General features: G+C 51.9%; 9 protein-coding genes. 8 read left to right on the top strand and 1 reads right to left on the bottom strand.

All coding sequences use genetic code 11. The features are described from left to right. The first annotated feature begins 1 nt into the window (after position 1). From LOS79_RS21045 to LOS79_RS21020, 6 genes are all read left to right on the top strand, one after another. Positions 2-1,069, top strand: a complete 1,068-nt coding sequence (locus tag LOS79_RS21045; protein WP_315412070.1) for an ABC transporter substrate-binding protein — start codon at positions 2-4, stop codon at positions 1,067-1,069. Between the two features lies 1 nt (position 1,070). Then, the gene (locus LOS79_RS21040; RefSeq protein ID WP_315412069.1) at positions 1,071-1,847 is read left to right on the top strand and encodes an IucA/IucC family C-terminal-domain containing protein; all 777 of its coding nucleotides are present in this window, start codon (positions 1,071-1,073) and stop codon (positions 1,845-1,847) included. Positions 1,848-1,878: 31 nt separating this feature from the next. After that, the gene (locus LOS79_RS21035) at positions 1,879-3,600 is read left to right on the top strand and encodes a helix-turn-helix domain-containing protein (protein ID WP_315412067.1); all 1,722 of its coding nucleotides are present in this window, start codon (positions 1,879-1,881) and stop codon (positions 3,598-3,600) included. Between the two features lie 90 nt (positions 3,601-3,690). Continuing rightward, complete coding sequence (locus LOS79_RS21030; RefSeq protein WP_315412066.1) at positions 3,691-5,442, top strand: ABC transporter ATP-binding protein; 1,752 nt, start codon at positions 3,691-3,693, stop codon at positions 5,440-5,442. Next, positions 5,439-7,163 (top strand): ABC transporter ATP-binding protein, encoded by a 1,725-nt coding sequence (locus LOS79_RS21025; protein WP_315412063.1) that lies wholly within the window; start codon positions 5,439-5,441, stop codon positions 7,161-7,163. Before LOS79_RS21030 ends, LOS79_RS21025 begins: the two co-directional genes overlap by 4 nt. A gap of 267 nt (positions 7,164-7,430) precedes the next feature. Further along, the gene (locus tag LOS79_RS21020; RefSeq protein WP_315412061.1) at positions 7,431-13,127 is read left to right on the top strand and encodes an S-layer homology domain-containing protein; all 5,697 of its coding nucleotides are present in this window, start codon (positions 7,431-7,433) and stop codon (positions 13,125-13,127) included. Positions 13,128-13,232: 105 nt separating this feature from the next. On the opposite strand, the gene LOS79_RS21015 is transcribed toward LOS79_RS21020, so the two are convergent. Then, the gene (locus tag LOS79_RS21015; RefSeq protein WP_315412060.1) at positions 13,233-14,144 is read right to left on the bottom strand and encodes an SDR family oxidoreductase; all 912 of its coding nucleotides are present in this window, start codon (positions 14,142-14,144) and stop codon (positions 13,233-13,235) included. Positions 14,145-14,346: 202 nt separating this feature from the next. Here LOS79_RS21015 and LOS79_RS21010 point away from each other — a divergent pair, with 202 nt between their 5' ends. Both LOS79_RS21010 and LOS79_RS21005 read left to right on the top strand, forming a co-directional pair. After that, positions 14,347-15,618 carry a carbohydrate-binding domain-containing protein gene (locus LOS79_RS21010; RefSeq protein ID WP_315412059.1) on the top strand — a complete coding sequence of 424 codons (1,272 nt, stop codon included), beginning with the start codon at positions 14,347-14,349 and terminating at the stop codon, positions 15,616-15,618. Positions 15,619-16,306: 688 nt separating this feature from the next. Beyond that, on the top strand, positions 16,307-23,365 hold the full coding sequence (locus tag LOS79_RS21005) for an S-layer homology domain-containing protein (protein WP_315412057.1): 7,059 nt from the start codon (positions 16,307-16,309) through the stop codon (positions 23,363-23,365). Positions 23,366-23,420 lie beyond the last annotated feature (55 nt).

The following is a 23,420-nucleotide window of genomic DNA, read 5'->3' as shown; positions in this document are numbered from 1 at the left end:
CATGAACAGAGCAACAAAGAGACAGGCTATCCGTTTCAAGCGGTATGCCGCCCGAAAATCAGGGCTATTAATGGTATGGATGCTGGCATTGATACTCGTGCTGACAGCTTGCGGTACTGGAGGAGGCAGCAATGGTAATGCGGCACAGCCGTCCGCAGCAGCTGAGTCGTCCTCCGCACCTGAATCGCAGGCCCAGGCATCGCCTGAGGCTACGGCAGCTGCAGCTTTTCCGGTCACCATCACACATATGAAAGGCGAAATTACGCTGACTGAGAAACCGAAGGTTATTGCCGCACTTGATGTGAAATTCGTCGATCAGCTAATGGCTATAGGCGAGCGCCCGGCAGGGAGCGTTGTTGCCGGAGCGAAAGGCGCGACATTCCCGGAATATCTGGGTGACGGGCTGACTGATGTGCAGGTCCTGGGTACACGCGATGAGCCGAATCTTGAGGCAATTGTAGCACTTAATCCGGATCTTATATTGATGACCGACTTTCAAGAGGAGGTGTATGAGAGTGTCAGTCAAATTGCACCTACAGTAGTGCTCGACTTCTATGAGGATTGGCGGGATACTCTGGCGGTCATCGGCAAGATCATGGATAAGCAGACTGAGGGAGAGGCGGTCCGTCAGGCTTACGAGGATAAGATCGCCGGTCTGCGGGAGCAGCTGTCGGCGAAGCTTGGCGACGAGACGGTATCGCTTATCCGTCCAAGACCCGAAGGGATTCGCGTACACGGACCCGATCACCGGACGGGAAGCATTCTGTATGAGGATCTGGGGCTGAATGCACCTGCATTCGTTCAGGAGATTACAGACGACACCTCTGTGGAAATATCTATGGAGACCGTTGCTGATATTGGAGCAGATCATTATTTCCTGCTGTCGGATGAACTGTTTGCTAAAGAGGCTGCGGTATTAGCGAACAGCCCGGTCTGGAAATCAATTGATCCGGTCAAAAACAACCGTGTGTATGATGTGAACTCAACACTCTGGATCGCTTACTATGGTCCTATTGCCCTGAATATTATTGTAGATCAGGCTGCAGAAGCGCTGCTCGCATCGAATTAAAATGAATGACTTCTTAACGACCCGGTCCTGGAAGGAAATGACGGAAGAGTACCGCCTCAGACTTGGTGAACCGCCTGCAGATAGCGCCCGCACAATTGCACTGAGCAGCTTGAAGGAAGAGGCTGCATGCCGCGAATATGTAAGCTGGCTTCAGGGGTATATCGGCGCACCGGATATGCAGGTTGCGGCTTCTATGCTGGCGAAGCGGATCGGTTATCTCTGGATTGCGCCGCTGATGACAGCTATGAGTTATTATAACCGGAAAGTTTCCATCTCCCTGGATAACAGCTATCTCTATCATCCGGCCTCCCCTGCAGCTGCAGGGGGGACACATTTTCCATTCCTGTCCCTGAACGGGCTACGGGCGTCAGCACCACCGGCGGATAGAGAAATGTGGCGGGAGGAGGTTATGGAGGAGATTTTCGCGGAACATCTTGCACCGCTGCTGCAGACGCTCGCTGTAGCCGGCCCCGTCCCTATAGCAGTATTATGGGAGAATATTATGGTACGTATCGCTCCGCTGTACTCTCCTCAGGCAGAAGAATACAGCAGGGCAAGGCAGCGGCTGGATGCGGATTTCATGTTCCTGACCCGGACGGCCCCCGGAGAATTATTCGGTGCAAGGCGCAATCCGTTAACCAGGTTCACAGAGTATTATGAGGGGATGCCCGTCGCGAAGAATAGGCGTATTACCTGTTGTTTCTATTACCGGATGTCGGAGGAATACTGTCAAAAGTGTCCGAAAATTGACAATGAGAATGAATCTCAACTAAAATGACAAGAAATGCTATTGTCAGGAGTTGAGAGTGATGCGGCAGCAAGAGCAGGCAAGTCTGTGGAGTGAGACAACGGTGAAGACGCTTGACGTGCGCAGCGGTACTCTGCCGCCTGGCGGTATTATGAGCGAAACGGGGTTGGCAGCCAATCTGCTGCTGCTGGCGAGCGGAGGAGAAGGGAGGCTTGTGATGAACGGCGAAGTCAGCCGGATCCAGGCCTTTTTTGCCTGCCATGCGGCCCAGGGATCAACCCTGACTTTGACTGCCGGATCAGAAAATATTCATTATATAGTCATTAGCTACAAGGTGTCCCGGATCGTGGGGGCTGCCCATGTTCTGTTCCCGCAGCGGAATCACCCGCTGCGGACTTCATTTGTTCATCGTCCCGGGCTGCCTGCCGGCCTATATCAGACAGCCGAAAAGATCGGAGCTAAATGGAGCCGCGGTGAGGGGCTGGAGCGTTTCCATATCAATGCGCTGCTGCAGGGAATGCTGTATGAGCTAATTATGGAGCATGAGCTTGGTCAAGGAGGAGCAGAGCCGGACATAGTGGATGTTGTCGCTGCATATATTGCCGGGCATTATCGTCAGGAGCTGGAGCTGAAGGAGCTGGCGGCACTTGCCGGCTGCAGTATGCGACAGCTGCAGCGGCGGTTCAAGCAGGAGAAATCACTCGGCCCGATGGAATATGTGATCCGGCTGCGGATGGAGAGCGCACAGCGGATGCTGCTGCATACGGATGCTCCGATCGGTGAAATCGCTGAAAGAACAGGCTACCGTGATATGTATTACTTCAGCAGGGCGTTCAAGAAGCACTCTGGAGTCCCGCCCCAGACCTACCGGCGTACTGCAGCTTTGGAGACAGGCGTGTTCTCTGCTTCCTCAGGCCCTCCGGTCCATTCGGCTTACTCATATGAATCACTGGAGGGAGCCGTAATCTGCCATATGAGGGGCGAATATAGCATTACAGCTCCGCCAAGGCGGATTGCTGTAATGGATATTCAATATGCCGATCATTTGCTGGCGCTTGAGCTGTCCCCCGCAGGAAGTGTAGGACTGGGCAATCCGGCACTGAACTTTCCCCAATATATCCGGGAACGTCTTAAGGAAACCGAAATGCTCGGCACCTATGAGTACCCGGATCTGCGGGCTGTGGAACGGCTGCAGCCGGATTTGATCATCTGTACCGAGGTGCATGATCCGCACTATGAAGTCTTAAGCCGGATTGCGCCAACGATTATGTTCAAGCGTAATGAGAGCTGGCAGACGATTCTGAACCTGCTCGGCGAACTGACGGGCAAGCGGGCGGAAGCTGAACGTATAATTGCCGACTACCTTCGCCGGACAGCATTGCTGTCAGAAGAACTTGCTCCAGTACTGGCTGGTAAGAGCGTGGCTCTAATCCGCCCGCGTGAGTCCCTGGTCCGGGTGCATACCGCTTCTCATCGTACAGGTGCTGTCCTGTATCGGGATCTCGGTCTGCCTGCTCCGCTATTTGTGGCAGATACCTCCGACACCGCTTATCATATTCCCGTCGACAGACTGCCGTCAGTACATGCCAACCACTACTTCCTGCTTAGCAACGAAATGATGCAGGAAGGGATATCCGTGACCGAGCGGAACGTCCGGGGAATGCTGGATACAGACGGGCGGCAGCATATATACCCGGTGGATGCGGCTACCTGGATAGGCTGCTATGGGCCGACAGGCATCAACTGCATCGTTGATCAGGTAGCCCGCGCTTTGCTGGCCTGAGTGAGCCCTAGCTTATTGAAGTGTAATCTACAATGGAAATCCTCACTCCCCGAATACGAACGTTTGTGCTACACTAGCAGATGTTAATATATGGAAAGCGGTGAGTCGATGACGAAGAGGCAATGGGTCACTAAGTTTATGCTGATGCACAAATGGGTGTTTGCATGCGGACTGTTTATTACTACTTTAATGACAATGATCAACCTGCTTTATCCGTTTCTTAACGGGCGCATTATTAATATTGCTTTCTATGATAAAGACATGAGCGCCTTCCTGAATTTGTGCCTGATTTACGCGGGTATCCTCGTATTCAACCAGTTTATCGTTGCAACACTGAACAATCTCATCTCCTCGCAGATGATGACAGGGTTTGTGTTCGATATCCGGCGCGCCCTATTCAATAAGGTATTACATAAAAAGGGGAAGGATCTCTCCGGGATGTACAGCGGGGATATGATCAGCCGGATGAATCACGATGCTGCTGATATTATGAACCTTGTTTTCTGGAGCGGACTTTGGGGCTATTCCAACCTGCTGCATATTGTATTCGCGGTCGGGTTCATGTTCTATTACAATGTCTTTCTGGGAGCTTTTACAGTTATTCTGGTTCCTGTCGTATTTGCGGCTTCGAAATATTTCAAGAAACGGTCGCTGCAGATCAACAAGGAGATTCGGGAGGAGCAGGGCAAGCTCTCCTCTTATTTATTTGAGATTGTGAAGAATCTGCAGGAGGTCCGGATTCTGAACGCAGGCCGGAAAGTTAGAAGCACCTATTTAAGAAAAACAACAGCAATTAATCAAATGACTGCCCGGAACGGCAAAGTCGAAGTGACGACCGAGCGGGTGAATGCATTCATTATGCTGCTCGCGCAGCTGCTGATATTTATCATCTGTGCCTACTTTATTGTAAACGGCCAGATGCAGCTTGGGGTGTTTGTAGCCGCGATAAGCTATTTCAATATGGCTGTAACCTACTTCAGCTCGATTAACAGCAAAATTACCGATGTCTGGGGACAATCCGTCTCCCTGCAGCGGGTCGTGGATATTCTGAATGAAGAGGAGGAGGATTACAGGGAGAATCAGTCTCCCGTCGTGATCAAAGAGGGCAGGATTGAGTTCAACAACGTAACCTTCGGATATACAGGGGAGAGAGCTGTTCTGAACGGCTTCAATCTCTGCGTGGATGCAGGAAGTACAATCGGCATTGTCGGAAGGAGCGGTGCGGGGAAAACAACAATGGGGAACCTGCTCTACAACCTCTATAACGTTGACAGAGGTGAGCTGCTGATCGACGGAGTGAATGTCAGTGAGTATAACCTGAATAGCCTGCGGAGCCAGGTGGGAATTGTCCATCAGGAGACCATCCTGTACGATAACACGCTGCGGTACAATCTTTCTTTTAGCAACAACAAGGATAATGATGAAGCACTGCTGGATGTGATTAAGAAGGCTGCACTTCATGAGGTGGTCCGGACATTCCCGGAGGGACTGGACACCATGCTTGGGACAGGCGCCCAGGAGTTATCCGGCGGGCAGAAGCAGCGTCTGGCAATTGCAAGAATCCTGATCAAGAATCCGAAGATTCTGATCTTTGACGAAGCCACCTCCTTCCTCGACAGCAAGAATGAGGCACTGATCCGCTCCGTGATGAATGAGCTTGCACGGGACCGGACGCTGCTGATCATCGCCCACCGCTTCTCCACCATCAGGGACTGTGATAAAATCGCGGTTCTGCAGGATGGCGTTGTTGCAGGGTACGATACTCACGATGTGCTGATAAGAAGCAACCGGACGTACATCGACCTGTTCAGTGAGCAGTTTGCAGGAGGTGAAGCGGTATGACGCGCTTAGCGGCATTTAGAGCATTAACCCGGGACATCGGCGGGATTAGGAGGCCATTGTTTGTGCTTGGGTTGTTCAAGCTGTGGAACTTGATATTGGGGCTGATTCCTTTGTTCCTGTATTCGTTCCTGGTTAACCGTGTAATCGTGGATCAGAACTTGAATGAGCTTGGGCCGGTCGTCGCCGGTTATCTGGCTGTGTTCCAGCTGACGACTATCGGAATTGCAGCCGGCAAGAAATTCTCGAACCGCTTAATCCTGAAATATGACGTAAGAATTAAGAATAGATTGCTGAAGAAGTATATTAGCCAGGATCAGGATGCCTATAGCACATACAGTATCGGTGACGTCAAAAGCCGGATCGAGAATGACGCTGCGGTGGCCGGGAGATTGTTCACGGTCCATATCTTGGATTTCACCTACTCTGTCGTGTATGCGGTTGCGCTGGCCGGAATTCTACTGTACTACGACTGGCGGATCGCGCTGCTCAGCTTCGTATTTGTTCCGGTCTCCTTGTTTACAGTTAATTTTCTGGGCGGAAAAGCAAAGAGAACCGGAGAAGAGCTATGGAAGCTGCAAAGCAAATATGAATCCTTCCTGCATGCGAGCTTTCAGAACTGGAAGGACATCAAAACGAATAACCTGGAAGACGCACAATATGCTGAATTAAACGGACATTTTAAGCGGATCAGGCATGTATGGTTTCTGAATCAGCTCTATACGCATCTCGGAATCACCTATTCCTTCTTCACGAAGAATTTCATCACCCAGCTGTTCATCTATTTCATCGGCGGCCTGTTTGTCATTAAGGGGTATTCGGAAGTCGGCGTGCTGCTTGTGTTTGTCAGCTTCTACGGGCAGTTCTTCGGATACATCGAGAGCATTAGCAACTCTATCATTAATTATAAGAGTGATTCGGTGAACATCGGGAAGGTAGTTGAGATACTGGATATAGAAACGGATAAGCGACCTTATCTTGAAATTGCAGGAGCGGATATCGAGGCCCGGCAGCTGAAATTCAGCTATGAGGGGAATGAGTCCTTTGCGCTGGATGGTGTTTCATTCTCCGTGAGTAAGGGCGAGCATCTGGCGATTGCCGGAGAGAGCGGCAGCGGGAAGTCTACTCTAGCGAAGCTGCTGACAGGGCAGATCAAACCGCAAGGCGGGAGTGTGTGCATCGGCGGTATTGATATTAGTACGGTGAACGGTGAGAGTATCGCGGACAAGGTCAGTATCGTGGTGCAGGAGCCGGTGATGTTCAATATGACGATCCGGGATAACCTATTGCTGGCCAAGGCCGGGGCAACAGAGGCGGAATTGATTGAATGCTGCCGCAGAGCGAGCATCTATAATTATATTGAGACCTTGCCGGATAAGCTCGATACGATCATCGGTGAGAAAGGTGTGAAGCTCTCAGGAGGCCAGAAGCAGCGTTTATCGATTGCCCGTGCGTTTTTGCAGGACAGGGACATTATTATTTTCGACGAAAGCACAAGTGCACTGGACAGCGGGAATGAAAGTGACATTATTGCCGAGCTGAAGAGCCTGTCCGCCGGGAAAACCATGATCTCCATAGCCCACCGCTTATCTACCATTCTGGACTGCGATAAGGTCATGGTGCTGAAGAACGGCAGGGTTGCCGCTTTCGATACCCATGATAATCTGGTCAACAAGAATGAAACCTATGATCTGCTGTTCCGGAGCCAGTATATGGCGGGCTGAATGCATAAATGCATGCTTTAGAGCCGTTCTCTGGTGGCACAAAGAAACACCTTCTTCTTCTCTTTACGAGGGGACGAGGGTGTTTTTTGCTTTGTGCAATATTTTTTGATTTATAGTTCTGAATTTAAAGGTTTTTGTTAATTCTTGTCGAAATGTTCTGTGTCAATTAAAAATATCACACGGGAGGTTATTTTTAAATTACTCATAAACCGGCTAAGAAATAAAACGCTATACAGCTTTGTAAATAGAGAATAGGGAGGAATATGTGTGAAGGAACGGTTATTCTGGAAGAAATCTTTGGTCTTAATTCTTGCATTCATGCTGTTATTCCCGAGTGTAAACATTGCCAGGGTGCAGGCAGGTCCGGTTAGTGGTCTGTCTATTGAGTCGGCAGTAACAGATGACCTGGACGGAGGCTTTAACAGCATCATCTATGCAGCCGGACAGTATACCGCAGTTGGTGATGGCGGGAAAATTATTCAATCGGCAGACGGGCTAAGCTGGACCAAGCTGAATGTGCCGTCTGCTAATGCTAAAGCTTCCTGGACGAGTATAGCTTTCAATTCAGGAACTTATGTGGTCTCAGGCGTGGAATATACAAACCCCGGGTGGAAAGCTGTGTTAATCGTGTCCACTGACGGAGGGGGAACCTGGACGGATAAATCCTCATCTATCAACGCCAGTACACTGCAAAAGGTACGCTATATTAACGGGGCATTCTATGCTGTTGGCGGAAGATACGTCAACAGCAGTAACCAGATGCAGGACTTGGGTGTAGTATATACTTCTGCAGACGGACAAAGCTGGAGCCAGTGGACTGCAGTCCCGTATTTCTTGCCGGCTTCAACCACTACTAATGTCAACTTCTATTTGTCAGATATCGCCTACTTTAGCGGCAGATATATCATCACTGGAAGTCAGTTTGGCTCGTATGCCTATTCAAGTGACGGGACAAACTGGACGGTCCGATTCTTGGGCAAATCGTTCTCTTTAGGCTCATTATCAGAGTATAATGGCAAGCTCTATACATCCCATAACTGGAATGAAGGCTATTCCAGCACAGATGGAATGACGTTTACCGCAGATGCAGCCTACGATAAGATGCTGGGGAGTACGCAGGCAGGACCATTGCTGTACCGGTATGGCGGAGCAGGGGCACTCTATAGCTCTGCCAATAGCGGAGCATCGTGGACTGCCGTTAATAATGTAACGAATCATACAATCAGAGCGGCTGCCTCAAACGGAACCGGTATGGTTCTGATCACCTTTTCTTCACAGAGTCTCATAGTTAGTTCAGATCGAATGAATTGGAAAAGACTCGGCGGGAACCTGCAGGAGATCGCCAGTAACGGCAGCACATGGGCTGTTGCCGGAAGCGTTAACCCTCGTCTAGGCGGGGAAGGCCTGGACGGGTTCATCTCGTCCTCGCCGGGCGGATGGATCGGACAGAGTCCGGCCGACAGTCTGCTGCCTGGGCTGGGTTTGGCTGCTATTACGTATGGAAATAACTTGTTCGTTGCTGCAGGGAAGAAGTTTGGCACGTCGGCAGACGGGCTAACCTGGACACTCACGGACCTTCCGGCCGGAACGGGTACTACTGTAAAGGGATTGGCCTATGGCAGCAGCGGTTTTGTTGCCATTACCAACAATAATTCAATCCTCACTTCTGCCAACGGAAGCTCGTGGACGGGAGGAACCACCCTAAACATTGGTGAATTTTATAACCTGAAATATGTGAACGGAGTTTATGTGGCCTTTGGAGATGGCGGCATTTGGGCCTCTACGAATGGAATGGCCTGGAATTCGCTTGATTCGTTAGTCAGCTACTCTTATGCCATCTATGATGTTACTTATGCGAATGGGAAATATATTGTTGCGTATTCGGACGGTAACGACGGTACTCCGCGGGTTCTGGAAACAGCGGGAGCCTTAAGCGGTTCCTCAGTCTGGACAGAGCATATAATTGACGCAAATGCAGGTTGGACTGTACTGAATTCGATAGATTATGGCAACGGGAATTATGTTGCTGTTGGTATAGAGTATGATGAACAGTCGAATGAACATCATGTGATGTATACTTCCAGTGATCTTGTGACCTGGACCAAGTATGATGAGCAGGCTCTGGGTGTAAGCGGAGGCGGGTTAAACCAGGTAATCTTCCAGAATGGTAAATTCTATATTGTCGGTAACGGCAATACAACCATTGTACTCGGAAATGGAGGCGCTGTGGAGGAGACTCCGGCAGCAGGGATTGACTACGCCGCTGAGGAGCTGACAGGTCTGAGCGGGGGTGCTTCGTATACCGTAAACGGGAACCCGGTTACGGCGGACAGCAGCGGGAAGCTGGCCATCTCCAGCAGCTGGCTGGGGACTTCACTGAGCATAGTGAAGAAGGGAGATGGCTCACTTACGACAGACAGTCCGGCGCAGACGCTGGTAATTCCGGCTCGTCCAGCGGCCCCGACAGGGGTAGGCAAGACGGACCAGTCGTTGCCGAGTGTGAACAACGGTGCGCTCACTAATGTGGCGGCTACCATGGAATACAAGCAAGGTGCCAGTGGTGCCTGGATGGCAATTACCGGAGCGACCGTAACCGGCCTTGCGCCGGATACGTATGATGTGCGCCTGAAGGCAACAGCCTCTGCGTTCGCGTCCGAAGCGCAGAGCGTGACGGTAGCGGCATTCACGGCTTCGCCGGAACTGACTCCGGTGGCGGTGATCGACTACGCTGCCGAAGAGCTGACGGACCTGACCGCAAGCGGTTCGTATACCGTGAACGGGAACCCAGTCACGGCGGACAGCAGCGGGAAGCTGGCCATCTCCAGCAGCTGGCTGGGGACTTCACTGAGCATCGTGAAGAAGGGGGATGGCTCGCTTACGACAGATAGTCCGGCACAGACGCTGGTGATTCCGGCGCGTCCGGGAGCGCCGACAGGAGTCGGCAAGACGGACCAGACGTTGCCGGATACGGACAACGGTACGCTGACCAATGTGGCGGCTACTATGGAATACAAGCAAGGTGCCAGCGGTGCCTGGACGGCGATCACCGGAACCACTGTGACGGGCCTTGCGCCGGACACGTATGCGGTGCGCCTGAAGGCGACAGCGTCGGCATTCGCATCCGAAGCGCAGAGCGTGACGGTAGCGGCATTCACGGCCTCGCCGGAACTGACTCCGGCAGCAGTCATTGACTACGCCGCCGAGGGGCTGACGGACCTGACCGCAAGCGGTTCGTATACCGTGAACGGGAACCCGGTTACGGTAGACGGCAGCGGGAAGCTGGCTATCTCCAGCAGCTGGCTGGGGACTTCACTGAGCATCGTGAAGAAGGGAGACGGCTCGCTTACGACAGACAGTCCGGCGCAGACGCTGGCGATTCCATTGCGTCCTGCAGCGCCGACAGGAGTCGGCAAGACGGACCAGACGTTGCCGAATACGGATAACGGTACGCTGACCAATGTGGCGGCTACCATGGAATACAAGCAAGGTGCCAGTGGTGCCTGGATGGCAATTACCGGAGCGACCGTAACCGGCCTTGCGCCGGATGCGTATGCGGTGCGCCTGAAGGCGACAGCGTCGGCGTTTGCGTCCGAAGCGCAAAGCGTGACGGTAGCGGCGTTCACGGCCTCGCCGGAACTGACTCCGGTGGCGGTGATCGACTACGCTGCCGAAGAGCTGACGGACCTGACCGCAAGCGGTTCGTATACCGTGAACGGGAACCCGGTCACGGCGGACAGCAGCGGGAAGCTGGCCATCTCCAGCAGCTGGCTAGGGACTTCACTGAGCATCGTGAAGAAGGGCAACGGCGTGGCGACGACAGACAGCCCGGTGCAGACGGTGATGATTCCGGCGCGTCCGGGAGCACCAATCGGTGTGACAGTAACGGATGTAACATATAAAGAGGCTAATGACGGTACACTTCAGAATCTGACCCTGCAGATGGAGTACAAACAAGGCAGCGAGGGGATTTGGGCCGATGTGAGTGATACGGTCATCACCCATTTGGCGCCTGCTACGTACTACGTACGGGAAAAAGCAACATCAACCACCTTTGCTTCTGTCGCTGTTCTAGTAACTGTTCATGATTCCGATGCGGTTATTCCCGCTGCACCTGAAGTCACAGCCGATGATCAGGGCAATACGATTATCGGTTTGGACACGAGTATGGAATTTGCGGTCGATGAAGGAAACTACGTGCGTTATGACGGCACCAACCTGCCGGATCTGAGCGGAGAGCACACAGTTAAAGTAAGAGTAGCAACCAGCGGTGCGGTTCCGGCGGGACCGGCAACGGAGCTGATCTTTACAACTAATGCTCCTGTTCAGGCAGGCGGGTTAACCGTGAACGCCAGTGATCCAAGCGGCACAGTAAACAACGGCATGACGCAGATCACCGTTACACCGCTGCCTGCGGAAGGTCATAAGCTTGTCTTTAAGAATTTTGGTGCAGATATTGTTGTTATTCCTAATGTTGGGGATATCCTCACCGGCTATACGCTCATAGAGAGTGGAGGACTTGCGCCGGCAGCAAACGGAGACAAGCTTGGCATTGCAGAAGTGGATGCTTCAGGGAAGGTAGTGAAGTACGGGGCAACTGTAGCGGTAGTCATCCCCGAGACTGTAATTCCAGACACTAATGCAGGAGGCAATACAGGAAGCGTGGGCAGTAATCCGAATACTGGAACTGCAACCAACAACACAAGCGTGGTTACGGATGTAATCGTTCTGGTCAACGGCAAACAAGAGAATGCCGGTACAGCAACGACTACAACTTCCGGAGCCATAAAAACAACGATCATCGCTGTTGATCCGGCGAAGCTTCAGGCGAGACTGGATGCTGAAGGGAACGGGGCAGTAATTACGATTCCAGTGACACTGGATTCTAATATTATTGTCGGCGAGCTGAGCGGCCAGATGATTCAGAATATGGAGAACCTGTCGGCAACTCTGGTCCTCCAGACGAGCAAGGCTTCTTATGTTATTCCAGCCAAGCAAATTAACATCGGGGCACTCGCTCAGCAACTCGGCGCTGGTGTGAAGCTGGAGGATATTAAGCTGAGGATTACCATTGGCGAGACTTCAGCATCCATGAATCAGGTAATAGCAGGAGCAGCGAGCAATGGTGGTTTCACTCTTGTGGCGCCGTCACTTGATTTCACCGTCACAGGAACCTATGGCAATTCCACACAGGAGATCAGCCGGTTCAATGTTTATGTGAAACGTAAGGTTGCTCTTCCGGAAGGCATTGACCTCAGCCGGATTACCACGGGAATTGTCGTAGATCCGAACGGAACGGTGCGGCATGTACCGACCCGAGTGATCCGGGAGAACGGACAATATTTCGCTGAGATTAATAGTCTGACGAACAGTTCTTATTCTGTAGTCTGGCACCCGCTGAGCTTTGCGGATGTAGAGAAGCACTGGGCGAAAGACGCAGTGAATGATATGGGCTCACGTATGGTGATTAATGGGGTAAACGAAAGTACATTTAACCCTAATGCAGATATTACCCGGGCAGAATTTGCAGCGATTATCGTACGCGGTCTGGGACTGAAGCTTGAGGACGGGCTCGCGTCGTTTGCGGATGTTCCGGCAAGTGCCTGGTATGCAGGGGCAGTAGAAACAGCGGCAGCGTATGGTCTGATCACTGGCTTCGAAGACGGCTTATTCCGGCCGGATGCCCTGATTACACGTGAGCAGGCCATGAACATCATTGCTAAAGCAATGAAGCTCACAGGGCTTGCGGATCGTACTGATACTGTTGATCCGGCAAGTGTGCTTGCAGGCTTCAAGGATGGCGGTATTGTAGGAGGCTGGGCGAAGGAGAGCCTGGCACTCGCGGTTAAGGCGGGCCTGATTACCGGCCGCGGTGACAGCATGCTGGAGGCCAAGGCTAATGTTACCCGTGCAGAAGTAGCGGTGCTGATTCAACGTCTGCTGCTGAAGTCGGATCTCACGGATTAAACAGGATACAGGATACAACAGCGAACAAAGCGGATTCAGACCATGTCTGAATCCGCTTTGTCGCGTTTTGCACCCGGATTGTTGATCAGTGGGTTTTTTGCTTAATTATCTGTACCCTTCTGCATTTGCCGGTTTACCGGCATCTACGACCTCAACCATGTAGCGCCAGCAATCCGGCTGCGAACCGTCAAGATCTGTGAACCCGTATACCTGCGCAAGCGCCCCGCTGGACAGGGATTGACCATTCCACTGTGACAGCTCAGGATCCTGGGCAAGAGCAGCAACAGCCCGGCCGACAAAATGCGGCGTTTCCGAGATGATGAAATGCGGCTCCCCGGCTGCGGCATCTTTCCAGTTCGCTTCCTGCACCCCATAATGTTCGAGCATCATTTCCGAACGCAGCCAGCCTGGGGTAAGCGCGACAGCCGTACATCCATAGTGCTGAACCTCCTGAGCGAGCGCCCAGGCCATGCGGATCACAGAGGTTTTGGCCTGATCATAAAACATGGATACCCTGTAATTGTTATTGTTGTAGTCAGCGATGCCATCGGTCATCTCGACAATGAGTCCATTCTTATTCTTGATCAGCAGGGGAAGGGCAAAGTGACTGGTAATCAGATGCGTATCGATAGCGAGCCGTAACATCCGCAGCCCTTTCTCAAGGGAGTGCTCCCACACCGGGGTATTCCATTCGATGATCTTTTCCGCACCCCAAATATCATTCACCAGAATATCAAGACGTCCTTGTTCCTGCTCAATGCGGTTCACCAGATTCTGCACCTGGACAGGATCCAGATGATCGACCTGCACCGGAATTCCGCGGCCGCCGGCTCTGGTGACAAGCTCTGCCGTTTCTTCTATAGTCTCAGGGCGATCATATTCGGAACGCCCGGCCCGGGTCGATCTTCCGGTCACATATACGGTTGCCCCGGCTGCCCCCAGTTCAGTAGCGATTCCCCGGCCGGCTCCTCTTGTTGCCCCGGCTACTAAAGCAATTTTACTTTGTAAATTTGCCATTGCTGCGCCTCCTTTATTGAATACAGCCCTATTATAGCCTTGTAATCAGGACATCTCTTGTCATATATAACCTCTGCTTTGCATTCCTTGTTTAAGTTTGGTTTAAGCGTTCTGTATTATGATCTGTTTAAGCCATCAAGCGGACATAAGGATTGAATCGTGAACAGAGGATGGTTAACCATTTTACAAGGAGTGTTCTTTCATGAAAACTATAAAACTGAACAGCATAAGCGTCATTGCATTGGCCGCATTACTTACGGTATCCGCCACAGGATGCTCTAATACACAATCCGGAAACGGAGGCGTTACTGCTGCAATCACTCAGACGGCTGCGGCCACTCAGGCAGTGTCGTCAGGTACAGCGTCAGCATCGGACAGCGATGTTCAAGGTACAGCAGAAGCTTCTGTTCAAGATACCTCCGAATGGTTCAGTGACCGGGATCTGGAACAGTCAGCTGACCTTACAGGGGCAACCGAAATGAGTCTGGTAAGCAATCAGGATGTGACGCTGAGTGAGGAAGGTGTATATGTCTTAAGCGGCGAGGCAGAGAATGTGACGGTAACGGTGGATGCTGCCGAAGAAGCCAAGGTTCAGATCGTCCTTGATGGCGTTAGTATCACCAATGAAGATGCACCGGCGATTTATGTGAAAGCAGCAGATAAAGTATTCGTTACCTCTACTGACAGCGAGAATTACATGAATGTGACCGGGAGTTATGTGGCGGATGGGGAGACGAATCTGGACGCAGTCATTTTCTCCAGAGCTGATTTGACCCTGAATGGAACCGGAACCTTAGGCATTGTGTCGAGTCAGGGCAACGGGATCTCTTCCAAGGATGAGCTCAAAATTACCGGAGGCACCTATACCATTGAGTCCGCTGCGGATGCACTGGAGGCGAATGATGCTATTCTAATCGCTGATGGAACCATTACGATAGACACGCAGAAGGACGGTCTGCATAGTGAGAATGAAGAGGACACGACTCTTGGGAATATCTATATTGAAGGCGGTACATTAGAAATCACTGCTGCGGATGATGCCATTACTGGCAACAATCTTGTGCAAATCGATGGCGGAACCCTCAACATTAAGACTGCTGTGGAAGGCATTGAGGGGAATAATATCATTATTAACGAGGGTAAGATTACAGTGTATGCGACAGACGACGGCATTAACGCTACGCCAAAAGCCAATGCAGATGCCTCAATCGTGGTAAACGGAGGCACCATAAATGTAACTATGGCCAGCGGAGATACGGATGCTTTTGATTCGAACGGCAATCTTTATGTGAATGGCGGAACCATTAATGTGGAAGCAACCTCCGCCTTTGATGCGGATGGTACAGCAGAATTAAATGGCGGCACGGTTACGGTCAATGGGGAGAAGATTACTGAAATCACGGAATCGCGCGGCGGCGGTGGCGGTGGCTTCCGGGGCGGTGCTGGCGGTGGCGGTAGAGGGACGGGGCAATAATTTAGTAGTGGTGGCAAAATACTGATACTGTTTCAGCCGGATGTATCCCCTTAGACGAATAATCGTCACAAAAAATAGCCTGAGAGATCCTTTAACGGAAAGGGACTCCCGGGCATTTTTGCGTTTGTGCAAATGAGGGGGATTTTGTTGTTTCCGCGGCGTCCTTACCATGCTCTGCTTAATCCGCTATTTCAGTGGATTTGACCGCTATATAGCTAATATTATAAAACTACTTATTTAAAATTTGTGCTATTATGAAATTAAAACAATATGAAGAATTTGCTAATGAAGTCTTTTTATTTATAGAAAGGCCAGGTGATAGAGAGCCCCGCTGAGATAGCGACAAACCAACGTTTTCATGAACAGATATTATTCATTTTGATAGCCAGTTTGAAAGGGCCTTTTGAGTCGAGATAGATCGCATCTTGCCGGGAAGCAATCCGATAATGTTGTGACAATAAGAAAGGAGTAAACTTCTATGATTCTGGGATATTTAAGGAGAAAGAAGCTGCCTGCTGTATTCTCTTTGAGGTGGATGGCCTCTCTAGCATTGAGTTTAATTTTTCTTTGTTTTTTTGGTTCTCATGCATTCGCTTCAGATCAGAATTTAATTAATATTACAGGGGCTGACGCTAGTTCCAGTATTGTTGTTAATGCTACGCAGGTAGATGGAAGCGGTAATACTTATATGACGGGTTATTTTAACGGCAATGTGAAATTCGATGGAATTAACACGGTTGCCGATCCGAATACCGGGACGGCCGGTTCTATTTTTATAGCCAAATATGCTTCCGACGGCACTTTAACTTGGGTCAAAGTGATCGGAAGTGTAAAGAGCGCTTCCAGCTACGGCGATTTTGGAAGAGGGATTGCCGTTGATAGCTCAGGAAATGTGTACGTTGCCGCGCAGTTTATGGGTGACGGCACAACGGGGCTGTTAGATGTAGATCCGGATCCTGGCGTAACCAAAAATATTCAAGGGGAAACATCGAACAGTCAGGCCTTCTTATTAAAACTAAATAGCTCAGGTGCATTTCAATGGGTCGTAACGAATCGAGGCCCCCTCTCCACCGCGCCCTACGATGCCGTAGCCATTAATAGCGCAGGCACATCGATTTATTGGGGCGGCGCATTTACCTCGAATAGCGGTAAAGCTAACACTGTTACTGACGGTACAGGTGTTATAAGCACACAGTCGGCATCGACAAACAATCTTTTTGTTATGAAAATAAATGCTGCTACAGGCGCTTTAACCTGGTTTACAGCGAATCCAACCGACCCTTCGGCTAATTACATTTATTCACTTGCTCTGGATAGCAACGAAGACGTGTATGCCGCGGGTAATGTGTACGGAGGTCCGACCTTCGGAAGCACAACTTTTGAGAATACCGGAACTTTCAATTCTTTTGTCTGGAAATTGAACAGTTCCGGTGTTACCCAGTGGGCGGATCAATTCAAGTCTTCCTCAACCAGTAATGCCAGAGGTGTGACTGCCGATAGTACCGGAGTATATGTTACGGGGTTCTTCCAGGGAACCAACGATTTTGACCCTGGACCAGGTACCTCCAACGCCACATCTGCAGGTGCTAACGATATGTATGTGGTGAAATTGAATCCTTCAGACGGAGCTTTGCTGTGGAAGTTTACGGGTGGAGGTACCGCAGGCGAAATTGGATCTAATTTAAACGTTGATGGTTCCGGAAATCTGTACGTATTAGGTACTTTTAATGGAACTGCAGCTTTTGGTTCCACTAATGTAACCTCTGTAGGGAATACGGATTTGTTTATTCTCAAGTTATCTTCCTCCAATGGCAGTCCGCAGTGGGTTAATACTATCGGAAGTACAGCTGCAGATGCTGCAGGTGGAATAGCAATCTACAGCAACGGCAACATCAGGGTGGGTGCTACCATTAAAGGAATTGCCGATGTTGATCCAAGCGGAGCTACCTTGAATGCTACGAACAATAGTGGAACCAATTCAGCTATTGCTTCCGTTACATGGAACTCGTCCGGGCAGTTGCCGAGCGGCGCAACCGCACCGACAGTTATTACAAGCTCTTCTGTATCAGGGATTACTGGCAGCGCAGCAACGATTGGAGGGAATGTGACCGCGGATGGCGGAACAACGATAACCGAACGGGGAGTGGTTTATTCCGTAAGTGCAAATCCTACGACGAGCGATAGCAAGGTCACTGCCTCGGGAACCACTGGAACCTTTAGTGTGAATTTGAGTGCCTTAAATGCAAATACGACCTATCATTTCCGCGCCTATGCGAAGAACTCGCAGGGGACCAGCTACGGAAGCAATCAGACCTTTACAACTACTGCGATGAATTCGAGTATTTCACCTGCCGTTGCAAGCTTCGATAAGAAGACAACGGCGCAGGCGGATGTAACCACGACAATGACGCTGAACGGCAACACGCTCAGCAGCATCCAGAACGGCGCATCAACGCTAATGCTGAACACGGATTACACCGTGTCGGGCAGTACGGTGACAATTAAGAAAGAGTATCTGGCGGCGCAGTCCGAAGGGACCACCAGCCTGACGATCAACTTCAACGCAGGCAACACGCAGACGCTGGCGATTACCGTAACCGACACGACGCCGACACCGGAAGCGATCCCGGCAGCAGCAATCGGCTATGAAGCCGAGCAGCTGACTGGACTGATAGAGAACGGAGTGTACACGGTGAACGGCACGACGGTGACGGCCGATTCTGCTGGCAAGCTGGCAATCGACAGCAGCTGGCTGGGCACAACCCTCTCGATTGTGAAGAAGGGAAATGGCACAACCACAAGTGACAGCGTGGCACAATCACTGCCAGTGCCAAGCCGCCCAGTGGCACCTGCTGGCGTCGGCAAGACGGATGAGACCACGGTGAATGGTCATGACGGCAGCCTGACTGGCGTGAATGCGACCATGGAATACAAGCTGAGCACGGCAGAAACGTGGAGCAACATCACCGGCACGAGCGTGACCGGACTTGTACCGGGCACGTATGATGTGCGGACGAAAGCAACCTTAAGCAGCTTTGCTTCGTCAGCAGTGCAAGTGACGGTTGGAACCTTCACCGCAACACCGGAGGCCATCCCGACGGCAGCAATCGACTATACAGCCGAGCAGCTGAGCGGACTGACAGCGAGCGGAGTGTACACGGTGAACGGCACGACGGTGACGGCAGATTCTGCCGGCAAGCTGGCGATCGACAGCAGCTGGCTGGGCACAACCCTCTCGATTGTGAAGAAGGGAAATGGCACAACCACAAGTGACAGCGCGGCACAATCACTGCCAGTGCCAAGCCGTCCGGTGGCACCTGCTGGCGTCGGCAAGACGGATGAGACCACGGTGAATGGTCATGACGGCAGCCTGACTGGCGTGAATGCGACCATGGAATACAAGCTGAGCACGGCAGAAACATGGAGCAACATCACCGGCACGAGCGTGACCGGACTTGTACCGGGCACGTACGATGTGCGGACGAAGGCAACCTCAAGCAGCTTTGCTTCGTCAGCTGTACAAGCGACAGTTGGAGCCTTCACCGCAACACCGGAAGCCATCCCGGCAGCAGCAATCAACTATGAAGCGGAGCAACTGACGGGCCTGTCAGCGAACGGGACATACACCGTGAACGGCACGACAGTGACGGCAACAGCAGACGGCAAGATTTCAATCGACAGCAGTTGGCTGGGTACAACCCTCTCGATTGTGAAGAAGGGAAATGGCACAACCACAAGTGACGGCGCGGCACAATCACTGCCAGTGCCAAGCCGTCCGGCGGCACCTGCTGGCGTCGGCAAGACGGATGAGACCACGGTAAATGGTCATAACGGCAGCTTGACTGGCGTGAATGCAGCTATGGAATACAAGCTGAGCACGGCAGAAGCATGGAGCAACATCACGGGCACGAGCGTGACCGGACTTGTACCGGACACGTACGATGTGCGGACGAAGGCAACGTCAAGCAGCTTTGCTTCGGCAGCAGTGCAAGTGACGGTTGGAGCCTTCACCGCAACACCAGAGACAATCCCGGCAGCAGCAATCAATTATGAAGCCGAGCAGCTGACGGGACTGACAGCGAACGGGACATATACGGTGAACGGCACGACGGTGACGGCCGATTCTGCTGGCAAGCTGGCAATCGACAGCAGCTGGCTGGGCACAACCCTCTCGATTGTGAAGAAGGGAAATGGTACAACCACAAGTGACAGCACGGCACAATCACTGCCAGTAGCAGGCCGCCCGGCGGCACCTGCTGGCGTCGGCAAGACGGATGAGACCACAGTGAATGGTCATGACGGCAGCCTGACTGGCGTGAATGCGACCATGGAATACAAGCTGAGCACGGCAGAAACATGGAGTAACATCACGGGCACGAGCGTGACCGGACTTGCGCCAGGCACGTACGATGTGCGGACAAAGGCAACGTCAAGCAGCTTTGCTTCAGCAGCTGTGCAAGTGACAGTTGGAGTCTTCACCGCAACACCGGAAGCGATCCCGGCAGCAGCAATCGACTATGAAGCGGAGCAACTGACGGGCCTGTCAGCGAACGGGACATATACGGTGAACGGCACGGCAGTGACGGCAGATTCTGCCGGCAAGCTGGCAATCGACAGCGGCTGGCTGGGCACAACCCTCTCGATTGTGAAGAAGGGAAATGGCACAACCACAAGTGACAGCGCGGCACAATCACTGCCAGTGCCAAGCCGTCCGGCGGCACCTGCTGGCGTCGGCAAGACGGATGAGACCACGGTGAATGGTATTGACGGCATCCTGACTGGCGTGAATGCAGCGATGGAATACAAGCTGAGCACGGCAGCAACATGGAGTGACATCACGGGCACGAGCGTGACCGGACTAGCACCGGGCACGTACGATGTGCGTACAAAAGCAACGTCAAGCAGCTTTGCTTCAGCAGCAGTGCAAGTGACGGTTGGAGCCTTCACCGCAACACCGGAAGCGATCCCGGCAGCAGCAATCGGCTATGAAGCCGAGCAGCTGACGGGACTGACAGCGAACGGGACATATACGGTGAACGGCACGGCAGTGACGGCAACAGCAGAAGGTAAGATTTCAATCGACAGCGGCTGGCTGGGCACAACCCTCTCGATTGTGAAGAAGGGAAATGGCACAACCACAAGTGACAGCGCGGCACAATCACTGCCAGTGCCAAGCCGCCCAGTGGCACCTGCTGGCGTCGGCAAGACGGATGAGACCACGGTGAATGGTCATGACGGCAGCCTGACTGGCGTGAATGCGACCATGGAATACAAGCTGAGCACGGCAGAAGCATGGAGCAACATCACCGGCACAAGCGTGACCGGACTTGCGCCAGGCACCTACGATGTGCGGACAAAAGCCACATCAAGCAGCTTTACTTCGGCAGCTGTGCAAGTGACGGTTGGAGTCTTCACCGCAACACCGGAAGCGATCCCGGCAGCAGCAATCGGCTATGAAGCCGAGCAGCTGACGGGACTGACAGCGAACGGAGTGTACACCGTGAACGGCACGACGGTGACGGCAACAGCAGAAGGTAAGATTTCAATCGACAGCAGCTGGCTGGGCACGACACTGAGCATTGTGAAAATGGGAGACGGTTCGACAACTACAGACAGTGCAGTGCAGACGCTGAGTATTCCATCCCGTGCTGCAGCTCCGGTTGGAGTTACGGTCACAGATGTTACTTACGGCGGAGCTAACAACGGTTCCATTCAGAATGTGACTCTCCAGATGGAGTATAAGAAGGGCAGTACAGGGTCTTGGACAGATGTGGAAGACACAGTGATAGTTAATCTTGCACCTGATACCTACTATGTCCGGGTAAAGGCAACATCAACGTCCTTTGCTTCAATTGAAGTTCAAGTTACCGTGCATGATTCTGATGCGGTTATACCGGCGGCACCTGAAGTTACAGCTGACGATCAGAGTAATAGGGTAGTCGGTCTGAATACGAGTATGGAATTTGCAGTAGACGATGGGCCTTATGTACGGTATGACGGAACTAACTTGCCGGATTTGAGCGGCGAGCATACAGTCAAGGTCAGAGTGGCAGCCAGCGGCTCTGTTCCGGCGGGGCCGGCAACCACCATCACGTTTACAACTAATGCCCCTATTCCTGCCGCAGGCTTGACGGTGAGCTCTAATGATCCTGTGGGTACAGCGAATAACGGTATGACACAAATTGTGGTTACCCCTGCACCAGCTGAAGGCCATGAAATTTTGTATAAGAATTTTGGCACAGGCAGCGTTGTTATACCTAATGCAGGAGACACACTTACTGGTTACACAGTTATTGGCAGTGCAGGGCTTATCCCAGCGTCCAATGGAGACAAGATCGGGATTGCAGAAGTTGATGCTGCAGGAAAAGTAGTGAAGTATGGTATTGCAATTGCTGCAGTATTGAACGATACAATAACACCTGATACCGGCAATACAGGGAATACGGGAAATAGCAGCAGCAGTGGAACTGCAATGACAAGTACTAGCGTGGTTACCAATATCATCGTCCTTGTGAATGGCAAAGAAGAGAATGCCGGACAAGCGACAATCACGACTAATGGGAATGTGAAGACCACGACCATAGCAGTAGATCCCGTCAAATTGCAGGCTAAGCTGGATGCGGAAGGCAGAGGGGCAGTCGTTACGATTCCGGTGACGATAGATTCCAATGTATTCGTAGGCGAGTTGAACGGCCAGATGGTTAAAAATTTGGAAAATGCTTCAGCGACACTGGTGCTTCAGACGAATACAGGTTCCTATACCCTGCCTGCTAAAGAAATTAATATTGGAGCGTTGGCCGGGCAGTTAGGAAATAGTATTAAGCTGGAGGATATCAAGCTGAAGATCACGATTGCCGAAGACTCTGCTGTCATGAAGCAGGTAGTGGCGGATGCCATCAGCAAAGGCGGTTATACACTGGTCGCACCTTCAGTGGATTTCACAGTTACAGCAACTTATGGGACATCGACAGTAGAAGTAGGCCGGTTTAATGTTTATGTGCAGCGGAGTGTAGCACTTCCGGATGGAGTTGATCCAAACCGGATTACTACAGGAATCGTGGTTGAACCGGATGGAACAGTACGGCATGTGCCGACCCGTATAATGCAGAAGAACGGAAGATATTATGCAGAGATTAACAGCCTTACGAACAGCTCTTATTCTGTAGTCTGGCACCCGTTGACTTTTGCAGATGTTGAGAATCACTGGGCGAAGGATGCCGTGAATGATATGGGATCGCGTCTGGTCATTAACGGAGTGAATCAAACGGCATTTAACCCGAATGCAGACATTACCCGGGCAGAGTTCGCAGCCATTATCGTACGCGGACTTGGACTGAAGCTTGGAGACGGGCAGGCGGCATATGCCGATGTTCCGGCCAGTGCCTGGTATGCAGGTGCAGTCCAGACCGCAGCCGGATATGGTCTGATTACCGGTTTTGAGGATGGAACCTTCCGTCCGGACGCCCTGATTACACGTGAGCAGGCAATGAACATCATCGCCAAAGCGATGAAGCTTACGGGTCTCGCAGAGCTTACCGGTACTGTAGACACAGCAAGTGTTCTCGGAGCCTTCACAGATGGCGGCAATGCAGGCAGCTGGGCGAAGGACAGTCTGGCGCTGGCAGCCAAGGCTGGTCTCATCACCGGGCGCGGCAACAGCAGTCTGGCAGCCAAGGCTAACGTTACCCGTGCTGAGGTAGCTGCCCTGATTCAGCGGCTGCTGCAGAAGTCGGATTTGATTAACTAAACAGCGGTAATAAGCGGAGAAGCGGGTTCAGACCATGGTCTGGGCCTGCTTTTTC

The organism is Paenibacillus sp. MMS20-IR301, from assembly GCF_032302195.1.
Lineage (GTDB): Bacteria > Bacillota > Bacilli > Paenibacillales > Paenibacillaceae > Paenibacillus_AQ.
Note: the sequence above shows the minus strand (reverse complement) of the source record. Positions and strands in the feature narration are given on the sequence as shown.